General features: G+C 64.2%; 14 protein-coding genes and 2 riboswitches. Of the genes, 5 read left to right on the forward strand and 9 right to left on the reverse strand.

What is annotated here, in order from left to right; translation table 11 throughout:
* Positions 1-3: 3 nt before the first annotated feature.
* From paaD to pcaF, 5 genes are read right to left on the reverse strand one after another with little or no spacing between them, the layout of a single operon-like run.
* The gene (gene paaD, locus HKX24_RS02450) at positions 4-552 is read right to left on the reverse strand and encodes a 1,2-phenylacetyl-CoA epoxidase subunit PaaD (protein ID WP_271692751.1); all 549 of its coding nucleotides are present in this window, start codon (positions 550-552) and stop codon (positions 4-6) included.
* Positions 546-1,268, reverse strand: a complete 723-nt coding sequence (gene paaC / locus HKX24_RS02455) for a 1,2-phenylacetyl-CoA epoxidase subunit PaaC (protein WP_271693874.1) — start codon at positions 1,266-1,268, stop codon at positions 546-548. The genes paaD and paaC overlap by 7 nt, the downstream gene beginning before the upstream one ends.
* Before the next feature lie 35 nt (positions 1,269-1,303).
* Positions 1,304-1,648 carry a 1,2-phenylacetyl-CoA epoxidase subunit PaaB gene (gene paaB / locus HKX24_RS02460; protein WP_271692752.1) on the reverse strand — a complete coding sequence of 115 codons (345 nt, stop codon included), beginning with the start codon at positions 1,646-1,648 and terminating at the stop codon, positions 1,304-1,306.
* A gap of 5 nt (positions 1,649-1,653) precedes the next feature.
* Positions 1,654-2,646 carry a 1,2-phenylacetyl-CoA epoxidase subunit PaaA gene (paaA, locus tag HKX24_RS02465; protein ID WP_271688712.1) on the reverse strand — a complete coding sequence of 331 codons (993 nt, stop codon included), beginning with the start codon at positions 2,644-2,646 and terminating at the stop codon, positions 1,654-1,656.
* 28 nt (positions 2,647-2,674) lie between these two features.
* Positions 2,675-3,880 carry a 3-oxoadipyl-CoA thiolase gene (pcaF, locus tag HKX24_RS02470; RefSeq protein ID WP_276153782.1) on the reverse strand — a complete coding sequence of 402 codons (1,206 nt, stop codon included), beginning with the start codon at positions 3,878-3,880 and terminating at the stop codon, positions 2,675-2,677.
* A gap of 206 nt (positions 3,881-4,086) precedes the next feature.
* Between pcaF and HKX24_RS02475 the strand changes: the two genes are divergently transcribed.
* Positions 4,087-5,634, forward strand: a complete 1,548-nt coding sequence (locus HKX24_RS02475) for an alkaline phosphatase D family protein (protein WP_271692754.1) — start codon at positions 4,087-4,089, stop codon at positions 5,632-5,634.
* Between the two features lie 57 nt (positions 5,635-5,691).
* On the opposite strand, the gene cobO is transcribed toward HKX24_RS02475, so the two are convergent.
* From cobO to aroC, 3 genes are all read right to left on the reverse strand, one after another.
* Positions 5,692-6,297 (reverse strand): cob(I)yrinic acid a,c-diamide adenosyltransferase, encoded by a 606-nt coding sequence (gene cobO, locus HKX24_RS02480; RefSeq protein WP_271692756.1) that lies wholly within the window; start codon positions 6,295-6,297, stop codon positions 5,692-5,694.
* A 70-nt stretch (positions 6,298-6,367) separates the two neighbouring features.
* The gene (locus HKX24_RS02485) at positions 6,368-7,306 is read right to left on the reverse strand and encodes a DMT family transporter (protein WP_271692757.1); all 939 of its coding nucleotides are present in this window, start codon (positions 7,304-7,306) and stop codon (positions 6,368-6,370) included.
* Between the two features lie 10 nt (positions 7,307-7,316).
* Positions 7,317-8,426 (reverse strand): chorismate synthase, encoded by a 1,110-nt coding sequence (gene aroC / locus HKX24_RS02490; protein WP_271692758.1) that lies wholly within the window; start codon positions 8,424-8,426, stop codon positions 7,317-7,319.
* A 92-nt stretch (positions 8,427-8,518) separates the two neighbouring features.
* Positions 8,519-8,620: riboswitch (TPP riboswitch) on the forward strand.
* 34 nt (positions 8,621-8,654) lie between these two features.
* On the opposite strand from aroC, the gene thiB reads away from it, so the two are divergent.
* The 3 genes from thiB to HKX24_RS02505 are packed head-to-tail and all read left to right on the forward strand — an operon-like array spanning position 8,655 to position 11,843.
* Complete coding sequence (thiB, locus tag HKX24_RS02495) at positions 8,655-9,632, forward strand: thiamine ABC transporter substrate binding subunit (RefSeq protein ID WP_271692759.1); 978 nt, start codon at positions 8,655-8,657, stop codon at positions 9,630-9,632.
* Positions 9,608-11,164, forward strand: a complete 1,557-nt coding sequence (locus HKX24_RS02500) for a thiamine/thiamine pyrophosphate ABC transporter permease ThiP (protein WP_271692760.1) — start codon at positions 9,608-9,610, stop codon at positions 11,162-11,164. The genes thiB and HKX24_RS02500 overlap by 25 nt, the downstream gene beginning before the upstream one ends.
* The gene (locus tag HKX24_RS02505; protein WP_276153783.1) at positions 11,151-11,843 is read left to right on the forward strand and encodes an ATP-binding cassette domain-containing protein; all 693 of its coding nucleotides are present in this window, start codon (positions 11,151-11,153) and stop codon (positions 11,841-11,843) included. The genes HKX24_RS02500 and HKX24_RS02505 overlap by 14 nt, the downstream gene beginning before the upstream one ends.
* Here the strand turns inward: HKX24_RS02505 and HKX24_RS02510 are convergent.
* Positions 11,840-12,322 carry a 6,7-dimethyl-8-ribityllumazine synthase gene (locus HKX24_RS02510; protein ID WP_276153784.1) on the reverse strand — a complete coding sequence of 161 codons (483 nt, stop codon included), beginning with the start codon at positions 12,320-12,322 and terminating at the stop codon, positions 11,840-11,842. The two genes, HKX24_RS02505 and HKX24_RS02510, sit on opposite strands and share 4 nt — an antisense overlap.
* A 77-nt stretch (positions 12,323-12,399) precedes the next feature.
* Positions 12,400-12,539, reverse strand: a riboswitch (FMN riboswitch).
* 58 nt (positions 12,540-12,597) lie between these two features.
* On the opposite strand from HKX24_RS02510, the gene HKX24_RS02515 reads away from it, so the two are divergent.
* Positions 12,598-13,212, forward strand: coding sequence for an FMN-binding negative transcriptional regulator (locus HKX24_RS02515; protein ID WP_276153785.1), 615 nt, complete (start codon positions 12,598-12,600; stop codon positions 13,210-13,212).
* Positions 13,213-13,265 lie beyond the last annotated feature (53 nt).

The following is a 13,265-nucleotide window of genomic DNA, read 5'->3' on the forward strand; positions in this document are numbered from 1 at the left end:
GCCTCAGATACATTTGAAATAGTCAAAGGGTTCAAGGCAGTCCAAGCACCGCCATTGCGCCTTGCAGGGGGTCGAGCCGAACTGGCTGATCCGCTCCACCGCTTTCGATTGGCAGTGCGGGCAGTGCTGCGGCCCGCCGGCGGGGCGCGGCGGCGCGATGCCGTAGGCTTCAAGCTTGGCGCGGCCGGTGTCACTCATCCATTCGGTGGTCCAAGGCGGGGAGAGCTGGCGTTTCAACTCCAGCTTTTCGATCCCGTGGCCGTGCAGCGCCGTCTCGATGTCGAGGTTGATGATGCTGGTAGCCGGGCAGCCCGAATAGGTCGGTGTGATGGTGACGACCAGCGTGTCGCCCTGCCATGCCACATCGCGGATGATGCCCAGATCGGTGAGCGAAATCGCCGGGATCTCGGGGTCCGGGATCGCGGAGAGCCACGCCCAGACCGTCTTGACCGACGGCTTCTCGCCGCTGGCGGGGCCGCGCGAGGGGGACCCGCGCACCACCCCCGGCACCGGCGCGGGGGCGGGCCGGCTGTGGGGGGCGGGTTTCACCATGTGGCGTCCGGGTAGGCGCGTTGCAGCCACTGCATCTGGGTCAGCATATGGCCCAGATGTTCGCTGTGCCGCGCGCCGCTTTTCCCGCCCCTATGGGCAAAGTCGTCCTCGGGCTTACTGAGGGTCGCCGCCGCCAGCGTGTCGCCGACCAGTTGGTCATAGCTTTTGCGCATGCTCGCCGGATCGGGGGCGATACCGGCTTCGGCCATGGCGGCGTCGACATCATCGCTGATGAACATTTCGCCCACATAGGGCCAAAGCAGGTCAAGCGCCGCCTGCATCCGGCGGTGGCTTTCCTCGGTCCCGTCACCAAGGCCGATTACCGTGTCCGAGGACCGCTCCAAATGATAAGTCACCTCTTTCGCTGATTTCTCGGCGATGGCGGCGATCTCCTTGTCGCTGGAGTCGATCAGCGCGGTCAGCTGCGCCAGATGCCAAGCGTCAAACAGGAACTGCCGCATCATGGTCTGGCCGAAATCGCCGTTGGGCTGTTCGACCAGCAGGACATTGCGAAAATCCCAAACATCGCGGTGAAAGGCGAGCTTGTCGGCGTCGCGGCCTTCGCCCTCAACCTCGCCCGCCAGACCCAGCCACAATTGGGTCTGGCCGATCAGGTCGAGCGCCACATTGGCCAGCGCGATGTCCTCTTCCAGCACCGGCGCCACGCCGCACCATTCCGAGACGCGATGGCCCAGCACCAGCGCGTTGTCGCCCATCCGGCAGAGAAATTCGAACTTGGTATCGCTGCCGCTCACATCGCCCCCACTTCGTCGGGAATGTCGTAGAAGGTCGGGTGGCGGTAGACCTTGTCATTGGCAGGCTCATAAAGCGCGCCTTTCTCCTCGGGGGAGGAGGCAGCGATGGCGCTGGCCTCGACCGCCCAGATGCTCACGCCTTCGTTGCGGCGGGTGTAGACATCGCGGGCGTTCTTGATCGCCATTTCCGCATCCGCCGCATGCAGGCTGCCGACATGGCGGTGGCTCAGCCCGTGCTGGCCGCGGATGAAGATCTCCCACAGGGGCCATTCGGTGGGCCGTGCGTCGCCGTGGGGGGCGGTCTCGGTGCCTTCGTATTCGCTGGATTCAGGGCTGCTCATGTCGCTTACTCCGCTGCCATTTGTCTGCTGCGCTTTTTCTCGGCATGGGCCAGAAGACCCTCGCGCACCCAACGGCCTTCGTCCCAGGCCTTGTTGCGCGCCGCCAGCCGTTCGGTGTTGCAGGGGCCATTGCCCTTGAGCACCTGAAAGAACTCTTCCCAATCCGGCTCGGCAAAGTCGTAGTGGCCGGTCTCTTCGTTGAACTTCAGCGTCTCGTCGGGGATCGTGAGGCCGAGGTACTCGGCCTGCGGCACGGTCTCGTCGACGAACTTCTGACGCAGCTCGTCATTGGTGTTCATCTTGATCTTCCACGCCATCGACTGCGCGGAATGGACCGAGTCCTTGTCCGAGGGGCCGAACATCATCAGCGCCGGGAACCAGAAGCGGTTGAGCGCGTCCTGCGCCATCTTGCGCTGGGCGGGCGTGCCATTGGCCATCTTCATCATGATGTCGAAGCCCTGGCGCTGGTGGAAGCTTTCTTCTTTGCAGATGCGGACCATGGCGCGGGCGTAGGGCCCATAGGAGGTGCGCTGCAGCGGCACCTGATTCATGATCGCGGCACCATCGACCAGCCAGCCCACGGCGCCCATGTCGGCCCATGTCAGCGTGGGATAGTTGAAGATCGAGGAATACTTCATCTTCCCGGAAAGGAGGTCGCGGGTCATCTGGTCGCGGGTCACGCCCAGCGTTTCCGCCGCGCAGTAGAGGTAGAGGCCGTGGCCAGCCTCGTCCTGCACCTTGGCCAGAAGGATCGCCTTGCGCTCCAACGTCGGGGCGCGGGTGATCCAGTTGCCTTCCGGCAATTGGCCCACGATCTCGGAATGCGCATGCTGTCCGATCTGGCGGATCAGGTTCTTGCGATAGCCGTCGGGCATCCAGTCCTTGGGCTCGATCTTGCCGCCCGCGTCGATGCGTTCCTGAAAGGCGCGCTCGTCGGGGTCCATCTCGTCGAGGGATTTGACGCCCTTGCCGGTGGATTTGATCATCTGTGCATACATCGGTCCGTTCCTTTCGAGGAAAGAAGTGTCAGCCTGCGTTTTCGAGGATCAGGGCAACGCCCTGTCCCACGCCCACACACATGGTACATAGCGCGTATTTGCCGCCCGTCCGCTTGAGCTGCAGCGCCGCCGTCATCACCAGACGCGCGCCGGACATGCCCAGAGGGTGGCCGATGGCAATCGCGCCGCCGTTGGCATTTACATGTGCTGCGTCGTCCGGCACGCCAAGCGCGCGCAGGGTGGCGAGGCCCTGGCTCGCGAAGGCTTCGTTAAGCTCGATCACGTCCATCTGCTCAATCGTGAGGCCCGCGCGGTCCAGCACCCTGCGCACCGCCGGGATCGGGCCGATGCCCATGACGCGCGGCTCGACGCCCGCCGCGGACATGGCCGCAACGCGGGCGATGGGGGCAAGGCCGTGGTCCTTCACGCCGGCCTCGGAGGCGAGCAGCATCGCCGCGGCACCGTCGTTCACGCCCGAGGCATTGCCGGCGGTCACGGTCAGGTCGGCGCCGTTGATGCCGCGCAGCTTGCCCAGTTTCTCCAGCGTGGTGCCAGGGCGGGGGTGTTCGTCGCTGTCGACGACGATGTCCTCGCCCTTGCGCTGCGGGATGGTGACCGGGGCGATTTCTTCGGCGAAGATGCCCTTCTCGGCGGCGGCGGCATAGCGTTCTTGGCTACGTGCGGCGAAGGCGTCCTGATCTTCGCGCGACACGTCATAATCGGCGGCGACGTTGTCGGCGGTCTCGGGCATGGAATCCACGCCGAACTGTGCCTTCATCTTCGGGTTTACGAAGCGCCAGCCGATGGTGGTGTCATAGACGGCGTTGCTGCGCGAAAAGGCGGTCTCGGCCTTGGGCATCACGAAGGGCGCGCGCGACATGCTTTCGATCCCGCCGGCGATGGCCAGATCCATATCGCCCGCGCGGATCGCCCGAGCGGCAGCGCCCACGGCGTCCATCCCGCTGGCGCAGAGACGGTTGATCGTGGCGCCCGGCACGTCCACCGGCAGGCCAGCCAATAGCGACGCCATACGCGCCACGTTGCGGTTGTCTTCGCCTGCCTGATTGGCGCAGCCCATGATCACGTCATCGACCCGCGCCCAATCGACGGAAGGGTTCCGCTCCATCAGCGCTTTCAGCGGCACGGCGGCCAGATCATCGGCGCGAACCGAAGAGAGGGCGCCGCCGTAACGGCCAATGGGGGTGCGCTGCGCGTCGCAGATGAATGCCTGCATGGGGGTCTCCTGTTGTTGCACCGTAATCTACACATCGGGGCGATTCGGTTCAATCAAAATGTTACGGAATGAAAATAGGGTACGGATTTTGGTAACACGTCACCGTCCTGTCACCAAAGCTTTGCCAAAGAGTCACGCCGCTGTCGGCGCTCTGTCACGCGCCGGGGGTTCTGTGCCGCCATCGCCACCCTCAGAGGAAGCTCAAGATGACCAAACTGATCCGCCCGACCCGTCGCGCTGTGCTGGCGGGCTCCACCGCCTTTGCCGCAAGCCTTGCCATGCCCAGCCTCAGCCGCGCGGCCTCGCGCCCGGTGTTTACCCATGGGGTGCAATCGGGCGATGTCGACACGCAGTCCGGCATGATCTGGACCCGCACTGACCGCCCGGCGCGGGTGCAGGTCGAAATCTCCACCACCGAAAGCTTTGCCAACGCGCGCCAGCTTGCACCGATGAACGCGCTGCCGAACCACGATCTGGCGGTGAAACGTCTGGTCGAAGGGCTGCCCTCGGATCAGGATATCTTTTACCGCTTCACCGCTGCGGACCTGAGCGACATCAACGCCACTTCCGAGCCGATCATCGGCCAGTTCCGCACCGCGCCCACCGCGCGCCGCGACGTGCGCTTTGCTTGGTCCGGTGACACCGCCGGTCAGGGCTGGGGCATCGACGATGAGGGCATGCGCACCTATGCGACCATGGCCAAACACCGCCCCGACTTCTTCCTGCATTCCGGTGACACCATCTATGCCGATGGCCCGCTTGAGGATGAGGTGCAGCTTGACGACGGCACGATGTGGAAGAACACCCTCATCATCGACGAGAAGCGCAAGGTGGCTGAGACGCTGGACGAATACCGCGGTCAGTGGAAATACAATCTGATGGACGACCATGTGCGTGAGATGAACGCCCATGTGCCGACCTTCATGCAGTGGGACGACCATGAAGTCGTGAACAACTGGTCCTCCTCGCGCAGCCTGATGGAAGACGACCGCTATAGCGAAAAGTCGATCCATGTCCTCGCCGCGCGCGCTTCGCAGGCCTTCCATGAGATGACCCCGCTGCGCATCACCCCCGCCGAGCCGGGCCGGGTCTACCGCAAGATCAACTACGGTCCGATGCTGGATGTCTTCTTCCTCGACCTGCGCAGCTACCGGGGGCCGAACAGCGAGAACATGCAGACCGAGATGTCGCAGGCCACCGATATCCTCGGGGCCGAGCAGATGGCATGGCTCAAGCGGGAGCTGACCAATTCGGCGGCCACATGGAAGGTCATCGCCTGCGACATGCCCATCGGTCTGGTCGTCGGTGGCGGGGCCGAGGCGGTTGCCAATGGCGACAATGGTGCCGCCAAAGGCCGCGAGCAAGAGATCGCGGGGCTGCTGCGTTTCATCAAGACCGCGCAGATCGACAACGTGGTCTGGTTCACGGCGGATGTGCATTACACCGCCGCGCATTACTACAACCCCGACAAGGCGCAGTTTCAGGACTTTGACCCGTTCTGGGAGTTCGTCTCGGGCCCGCTGCACGCCGGCACCTTCGGCCCGAACGAATTGGACGGCACCTTTGGCCCTGAGTTGAAATACGTCAAAGCGCCCGAAGAAGGTCAGGTGAACCTGCCGCCCTCCGCCGGTCTGCAATTTTTTGGCTTGGTCGATATCGACGCCAAGACCCAGCAGATGAAAGTGCGTCTGATGGACCGCGCCGATACCGAGCTTTACTCGGTGACGCTCGACCCCAAGGGAGCGGCGATCTAAGCGCCCTCTGCATGGCACAGTGGGAGGATCGCCCCGAAGCGGGCGATCCTTTTCGTTTCAGTAGTCGACGCCGCGCTGTGCTTTGATGCCCGCTTTGAACGGGTGTTTGACCTCGGACATTTCGGTCACCAGATCGGCATAGTCACAAAGCTCGGGCCGGGCGTCGCGGCCTGTCAGCACCACGGCGGTGCGCTTGTCACGCGCGTCGAGCCCGGCGATCACATCTTCGATCTTGAGGTATTCATAGCGGATGGCGATGTTGATCTCATCCATCACCACAAGGTCATATTCCCCGCTCTCCATCATCTCGCGCGCCTTGCCAAATGCGGCTTCGGCGGCGGCGATGTCGCGGTTGCGGTCTTGGGTGTCCCAAGTGAAGCCTTCGCCCATCGTGTGCCATGTCACCTCGTCCAACCGTTCAAAGAACAATCGTTCGCCAGTTTTCCATTTGCCCTTGATGAACTGCACCACACCCACGCGCTGCTTCCAGCCAAGCGCGCGCACCACCACGCCGAAAGCGGAAGAGGATTTGCCCTTGCCCGGGCCGGTATGGACCAGCACCAGACCCTTCTCGGGGTCTTGCAACTCGGCCACCTTGGCGCGCTGTTCGGCCTGACGCTGCTGCATCTTTTCCTTGTGATCTTTCGGATCCGCGTCGCTCATCGGTCATCTCCTCTATCCGGTTTCGGGGCACCATAGGCAGAGGATTGGTCAGGCGAAAGCCCGCATTCGATCACGCTTTGGGATCGGTGACAGACCGCGCCTTGCCCCGCTCCATCCCCAACTGCCGCTCGCGCCAGATCACCAACGCGCCCGCGCTGATCACCAGCGCCGCGCCCGCCAGCATCATCATCGTGGGCAGTTCGGCAAAGAAGACATAGCCCAGCAGAATGGCGAAAAGCATCGAGGTATAGTCATAGGGCGCCAGCATCGAGGCTGAGCCAAAGCGGTAGGCCGAGGTGATCAGGATCTGCGCCACCCCGCCGATCAACCCGGCAAGGACCAGCAGGCCAAAGGTTTGCAGATCGGGGATGACCCAGCCGAAGGGCAGGGTGAAAAGCGCCAGAATCGACGCGGTGGCCGAGAAATAGAACACGATGGCTGCGGTGTCTTCGCTTTGCACCAACTGGCGAATGTGGATCTGCACAAGGCTGCGCACCATGGTCGCCATCAGGATCAGCAGCGCGCCGATGGTGGCCGTCTGCTCCATCGTGCCGATGCTGGTGAAGCGCGGCCAGAGGATGATCATTACGCCCACCAGCCCAATCGCCACGGCACTCACGCGGATCAGCCGGATTTTCTCGCCCAGCAACACGGCAGCGAGGATGACGGTGAAAATCGGTGTGGCAAAGCCGATGGCCGTGACCTCGGGCAGGGGCAGCAGGCCGAGGCCGGTAAAGGTCAGCCCCATCGCCGTGGTGCCGAAGAGCCCGCGCCAGACATGGCCCATCGGGTTTTGCGTCTTTAGCCCGCTTTTCAGTTTGCCGCGCTGCGCCAGCCAGATCAGGATCACTGGAATGGCAAAGAAGGAGCGGAAGAAGACCGACTCCCCGGCGGGGACATCGTCGGCCAGCGATTTGATGATCGCGGACATGCAGGTGAAAAGCAGGATCGCCGTGATTTTCAGTCCGACACCAAGGGCGGGGCGGGCGGAGAAATCATCGACTTTCATGCTTTGATCCTCACGCCTCGGGGCCAATTATGCCGCGGTTCTGACCAATCTGTCCGCGATGCAGCAGCAGGTGATCCAGCAGCACGCAGGCCATCATCGCCTCGCCCACCGGCACCGCGCGGATGCCGACGCAAGGATCGTGGCGGCCCTTGGTGATGATCTCGGTCTCTTCGCCCTGTTTCGTGATTGTGCGCCGCGTGGTCAGGATGCTGGAGGTCGGCTTCACCGCGAAGCGCAGCACCACATCCTGCCCGGTGCTGATCCCGCCCAAGATGCCGCCCGCGTGGTTCGAGGAATATTCCGGCCCATCCGGCCCCATGGTGATCTCATCGGCGTTCAATTCGCCGGTCAGCATCGCCGCCGACATGCCCTCGCCGATCTCCACGCCCTTGACGGCATTGATGCTCATCATCGCGGCGGCCAGATCGGTGTCGAGCTTGCCATAGACCGGCGCGCCGAGACCCGCAGGCACGCCGCGCGCCGTCACTTCGATGATCGCGCCGACGCTGCTGCCCGATTTGCGCAGCCCGTCGAGGTAGTCGGCCCAGTCCGCCGCTGCCTTGGCATCCGGCACCCAAAAGGGGTTTTGGTCGATTTGGTCCCAATCGAACGCATCGCGGTCAATCTTATGCGGCCCCATTTGCACCATGTAGCCGGTGATCTGAAGCTCCGGCGCCAGCGCCTTGATCGCCTCACGCGCCAGACCGCCCGCCGCCACCCGCGCGGCGGTCTCCCGGGCCGAGGAACGGCCACCCCCGCGATAGTCGCGGATGCCGTATTTCTGGAAATAGGTGATGTCGGCGTGACCGGGGCGGAACTTGTCCTTGATGTCGCCGTAGTCTTTCGAGCGTTGATCGGTGTTCTCGATCATCAGCTGCACGGGCGTGCCGGTGGTGACCCCTTCGAAGGTGCCCGACAGGATCCGGACCTCATCCGCCTCACGCCGCTGCGTGGTGTATTTGTTCTGGCCCGGTTTGCGCTTGTCGAGCCACTGCTGGATCATGCCTTCGTCAATCGGCACGCCGGGTGGGCAGCCGTCGATGGTCGCCCCAAGGGCGGGCCCGTGGCTCTCGCCCCATGTGGTGACCCGGTAAAGATGGCCAAAGCTGTTGATCGACATGGGCGGACCTCCTGTTGTCAAACCCTTAGCCGGGGCAGCGCCCTGCCTCAAGGGGATTTGCCTTGCCAATTGTGCAGGTCCGATCTACCCCTGACGCTACCTCGGGGGGCCTTTGGGCTGAGATGCGCATGCTGTGCGGACCCGTTGAACCTGAACCGGTTAACACCGGCGGAGGGAAGGTCAGGACAGACATCCACCTTTTACCTTTCGCCGCAAAAGGAGGATGCGATGAAGTATCTTACACTTGCTGCGGGCGTCATGGGCGCATCGGCCACATGGGCCGAGACGCCTGAATTGACGGTCTATACCTACGACAGTTTCGTCACCGAATGGGGGCCGGGCCCGGCCATCGAAGAGGGGTTCGAGGCCGAATGCGGCTGCGATCTGAAATTCGTCGGCATGGGCGATGGCGCGGCTTTGCTGGCGCGGCTCAAGCTTGAAGGCACACGGTCCGACGCGGATATCGTGCTGGGGCTGGACACCAGCCTTGTCGCCGCCGCGAAAGAGACCGAACTGTTCGCGCCGAGCGGGTTGCAGGCCGACTATGACCTGCCGATCACTTGGGAAGACGAAGTTTTCGTGCCCTATGACTGGGGCTATTTCGCTTTTGTCCACGGCACCGATCTGGACGCGCCCGGTAATTTCAAAGCGCTGACCGAGAGCGATCTGAAAATCGTGATCCAAGACCCGCGCTCTTCGACGCCCGGTTTGGGGCTGCTGATGTGGGTCAAAGCGGCCTATGGCGATGAGGCGCCCGAGATTTGGGCGGGGCTGGCCGACAATGTCGTGACCGTGACCAAAGGGTGGTCCGAAGCCTACGGTCTCTTCCTCGAAGGCGAGGCCGACATGGTGCTGAGCTACACCACCTCTCCGGCCTATCACCTGATCGCGGAGGAGGACGACAGCAAGACCGCGGCGCTGTTCGACGAGGGCCATTACATGCAGATCGAAGTGGCGGGGAAGCTTGCCGGGTCGGATCAGCCGGAACTGGCGGATCGGTTCTTGCAATACCTCGTCTCTGATGCCGCGCAATCGGTGCTGCCGACGACCAACTGGATGTATCCCGCCGTGACGCCCGAAGGCGGTCTGCCCGCAGGGTTCGAGGGCATGATCCAGCCCGACAAGGCGCTGTTAGTGCCGAACGACGAGGTCCCCGCGCTCCGTGAGGAGGCTTTGGACGAATGGCTGACCGCGCTGTCGCGTTAAGCGGCAAGACGGGGCTTTTCGCCGCCGCGCTAGTCGCGGGGCTGATCCTTGCCGCTTTGGTCGCCGTCTTCGCGGCGGCCGATGTGGGTGCGGGGCTCGGCCCGGCGGATTGGGCGGCGGTGCGGTTTACCGCGACACAGGCGGTTTGGTCGGCGGTGCTTTCGGTGCTGCTGGCCGTGCCGGTGGCGCGGGCGCTGGCGCGGCGGCGGTTTTGGGGGCGCGGCGCGCTGATCACGTTGCTGGGCGCGCCTTTCATTCTGCCGGTGATCGTGGCGGTGCTGGGGCTGCTGACGGTCTTTGGCCGGTCGGGCGTGCTGAACCAATTTGGCGCGGCTCTTGGCCTGCCGCCGGTGTCGATCTACGGGCTGCATGGCGTGGTTCTGGCGCATGTCTTCTTCAACCTGCCGCTGGCGACGCGGCTTTTGCTGCAAGGCTGGCAGAGCATCCCTTCTGAGCGGTTTCGGCTCGCGGGGCAGCTTCAGATGACGCCGCGGGCGCTGTTTCTGGCGCTGGAATGGCCAATGCTGCGGCAGGTGCTGCCCGGCGTGGCGGCGCTGATATTCGTGATCTGCCTGACCAGTTTTGCCGTGGCTTTGACGCTGGGCGGTGGGCCGCGGGCGACGACGATCGAATTGGCGATCTATCAGGCGTTTCGGTTTGATTTTGACCTGGGGCGGGCGGCGCTTTTGTCGGTGGTGCAGCTTGTGGTCGCGGGTGTGGCGGCGGTGGCGGCGCTTTGGCTGATCCCGCCGATCAGCTTGGGCGGCGGGTTGGACCGCCCCCTGCGCCGCTGGGATGCGCGGGGCGGCGCGCAGCGGGCATTAGACGGGCTGGTGATCGCGCTCGCTGCGCTGTTCTTGCTGCTGCCGCTGGGGGCCGTGGTGCTGCGCGGGCTGGCGGGGGTCGCGGAACTGCCTGCCTCGGTCTGGCAGGCCTCCGGGAATAGCATTCTGGTGGCGGGGTTGAGCGTGGCGGTGCTGGCCCTGCTGGCGCTGCCGATGGCAGGCTGGATTGCTACCCGGCGGCGTGGCGGGGTGGAGGCGATTGGCCTGATGGGGCTTGCGGCCTCTCCGCTGATGATTGGCACGGGGTGGTTCATCCTGATCAACCCGGTGCTGGACCCCGCACGGCTGAGCCTGCCGGTCACCGCCTTGGTCAACGCGCTGATGGCGCTGCCTTTCGTGCTGCGCATTCTGGTGCCGCGCCTGCGCGAGACCTTGAAGGATTATGGCCCCCTGACCCAGATCCTCGGCATGACGGGTTGGGCGCTGTGGCGGTTGCTGGTCCTGCCGCGTCTGCGCCCGCAATTGGGCTTTGCCGCCGGGCTGACGGGGGCGCTGTCGGTGGGGGATCTCGGCGTGATCGCGCTTTTCGCCGATCAGGAGCGTGCGACGCTGCCCTTGCAGATGTATCGTCTGATGGGCGCCTACCGGATGGAGGCCGCGGCGGGCGCAGCGCTGCTTTTGCTGGTCTTGGCGCTGGCGGTGTTTTTCATCTGCGACAAATGGGGGCGCTGGCATGCTGACGCTTGAAGACATGCGCATTGAGCGGGGCGAGTTCTCCCTCGTGGCCGATATGACACTGGCGCAGGGGCGCAACTACGCGGTGATCGGCCCCTCCGGGTCGGGCAAGTCGACCCTGCTGGCGGCAATCTGTGGGTTCGTGCCGGTGGCAGCGGGGCGGCTGCTGCAGGAGGGGGAGGAGATCACGGATCAACATCCCGGCCAGCGCGGCATGACGATGCTGTTTCAGGATAATAACCTGTTCCCACATCTCACCGTGCGGCAGAACGTCGGCCTTGGCCTGCGCCCCGACCTGCGGCTGAAAGCAGCGGACCGGGAGGCGGTCGATGCCGCCCTCGCGCGGGTGGGGCTCAGCGATCACGCCGCCAAACGCCCGGGCGCGCTGTCGGGCGGGCAGCAAAGCCGCGTGGCGCTGGCGCGGGTGCTGTTACAGGCGCGGCCATGGATGCTGTTGGATGAGCCCTTCGCCGCGCTCGGCCCGGCGCTGCGGGTGGAGATGCTGGATTTGGTCCAAGACCTCGCCCGTGAGACCGGCGCGGGGCTGATCATGGTGACCCATGCCCCCGATGACGTGCGCCGCATCGCGGATGAGGTGATCTTTGTCGAAGGCGGGCGCGCCCATGCGCCGGGACCGGCGGCGGAATTGCTCGACAATCCGCCCCCGGCCCTGCGCGCCTATCTCGGCTAGGCGGCGGAAATTTTTGAAATTTCCGCGCCGTTTTCATTTGAAGAAAACGTCTCCAGCGCTTGGGTCATGCCAAGGGCGGCCTGCGCGGCTTCGCGGCCCTTGGTGATGAAATGATCGCGGTAGATCGCGTTGTGATGATCCGTTTCCTGATAGTGGTGCGGTGTGAGCGAGACCGACAGCACCGGTAGGTCGCAGTCGAGCCCCACGCGCATCAGCCCATCGACCACCGTCTGCGCCACGAAGTCATGCCGGTAAATGCCGCCATCCACCACGAAGGCCGCGCAGATCACGGCGTCGTAGCGGCCCGTCTTGGCCAGACGCTGCGCCATGAGCGGCAGTTCAAAGGCCCCGGGAACGGCAAAGCTGTCTACCTGCGCGGCGTCGATAACTTCTGTAAACCCGTCATAGGCGCGGTCGACGATATCCGCATGCCAGCTTGCACGCACAAAGGCGAAACGGGCGGAACGTTCTTGTGTCATGGTGATCTCCTTTAGGTTCAGACACGTCCACCCAAGGCGATCACGCGCAAAGACCGAGGCTTCGCCCCCGTCTTTGTTCGCATTCTCTTTCATCCGGACTGTGACCGTCGGCTCTGGAGTTGCACCAGATCTGCTGACACCTTCGAAAAGGCCGCTCGCGGGCTTGCGAGGACCGCTTACCGCCGGTGGGGAATTTCGCCCCGCCCTGAGAATGATGTCAGGTTGCCAAGTTGCGCAAGGCTCTGCAATACCAAAAGAAACGCATAGGAGGCACCATGCACCCCAATCCGATCTACCGCAAAGCGGGCCGCGACCGGAACCTTGCCTTTGCCCGTGACACCGGTTTTGGCGTTCTGGCGATCAACGGGGCAGAGGGACCGTTGATGGCGCATGTGCCCTTCATCCTGAACGACGCCGGGGATTTGGGCGAGTTGCATTTGGTGCGCTCGAACCCCATCGCGCGGGCGCTGAAAACCCCGCAGCCGGTGCGTTTGGCGGTAACGGGGGCCGACAGCTATGTCTCGCCCGACTGGTACGGGATCGAGGATCAGGTGCCGACATGGAACTATGTGGCCGTGCATCTGACCGGCACGCTAGAGCTTCGCCCGGCCGAGGAACTGCGCGATCTGCTGGCGCGGCAATCGGCGATCTATGAGGCGCGGCTGGCCCCAAAGACTCCGTGGAAAATGGACAAGATGACCCCCGAGGCGCGGGACAAGATGCTGCGGATGATCGTGCCTTGTCAGCTCCGCGTCACCGGGGTCGACGGCACATGGAAGCTGGGTCAGAACAAGGATGAGGCCGTGCGTCTGGCCGCGGCAGACCAGATGGCGGCGCATGGGTTCGGCACGGATCCGGGGGTGATGGCGGCCCTGATGCGCGGGGTGTGATCGCCGTTGCGTCTGGCGCGGCCCCGTTGAATAGTGCGGGCAACCAAGGGGGG

This window comes from Sulfitobacter sp. M85, from assembly GCF_029285915.1.
GTDB classification, from domain to species: Bacteria; Pseudomonadota; Alphaproteobacteria; order Rhodobacterales; family Rhodobacteraceae; genus Sulfitobacter; species Sulfitobacter faviae.

Coding starts and splice junctions, on each gene's coding strand:
- HKX24_RS02485 (WP_271692757.1), bottom strand. CDS start 7,306: ATGAAAGTCGATGATTTCTCCGCCCGCCCCGCCCTTGGTGTCGGACTG.
- cobO (WP_271692756.1), bottom strand. CDS start 6,297: ATGAGCGACGCGGATCCGAAAGATCACAAGGAAAAGATGCAGCAGCGT.
- HKX24_RS02475 (WP_271692754.1), top strand. CDS start 4,087: ATGACCAAACTGATCCGCCCGACCCGTCGCGCTGTGCTGGCGGGCTCC.
- paaB (WP_271692752.1), bottom strand. CDS start 1,648: ATGAGCAGCCCTGAATCCAGCGAATACGAAGGCACCGAGACCGCCCCC.
- pcaF (WP_276153782.1), bottom strand. CDS start 3,880: ATGCAGGCATTCATCTGCGACGCGCAGCGCACCCCCATTGGCCGTTAC.
- paaC (WP_271693874.1), bottom strand. CDS start 1,268: ATGGGCGACAACGCGCTGGTGCTGGGCCATCGCGTCTCGGAATGGTGC.
- aroC (WP_271692758.1), bottom strand. CDS start 8,426: ATGTCGATCAACAGCTTTGGCCATCTTTACCGGGTCACCACATGGGGC.
- HKX24_RS02510 (WP_276153784.1), bottom strand. CDS start 12,322: ATGACACAAGAACGTTCCGCCCGTTTCGCCTTTGTGCGTGCAAGCTGG.
- thiB (WP_271692759.1), top strand. CDS start 8,655: ATGAAGTATCTTACACTTGCTGCGGGCGTCATGGGCGCATCGGCCACA.
- HKX24_RS02515 (WP_276153785.1), top strand. CDS start 12,598: ATGCACCCCAATCCGATCTACCGCAAAGCGGGCCGCGACCGGAACCTT.
- HKX24_RS02505 (WP_276153783.1), top strand. CDS start 11,151: ATGCTGACGCTTGAAGACATGCGCATTGAGCGGGGCGAGTTCTCCCTC.
- paaA (WP_271688712.1), bottom strand. CDS start 2,646: ATGTATGCACAGATGATCAAATCCACCGGCAAGGGCGTCAAATCCCTC.
- HKX24_RS02500 (WP_271692760.1), top strand. CDS start 9,608: ATGGCTGACCGCGCTGTCGCGTTAAGCGGCAAGACGGGGCTTTTCGCC.
- paaD (WP_271692751.1), bottom strand. CDS start 552: ATGGTGAAACCCGCCCCCCACAGCCGGCCCGCCCCCGCGCCGGTGCCG.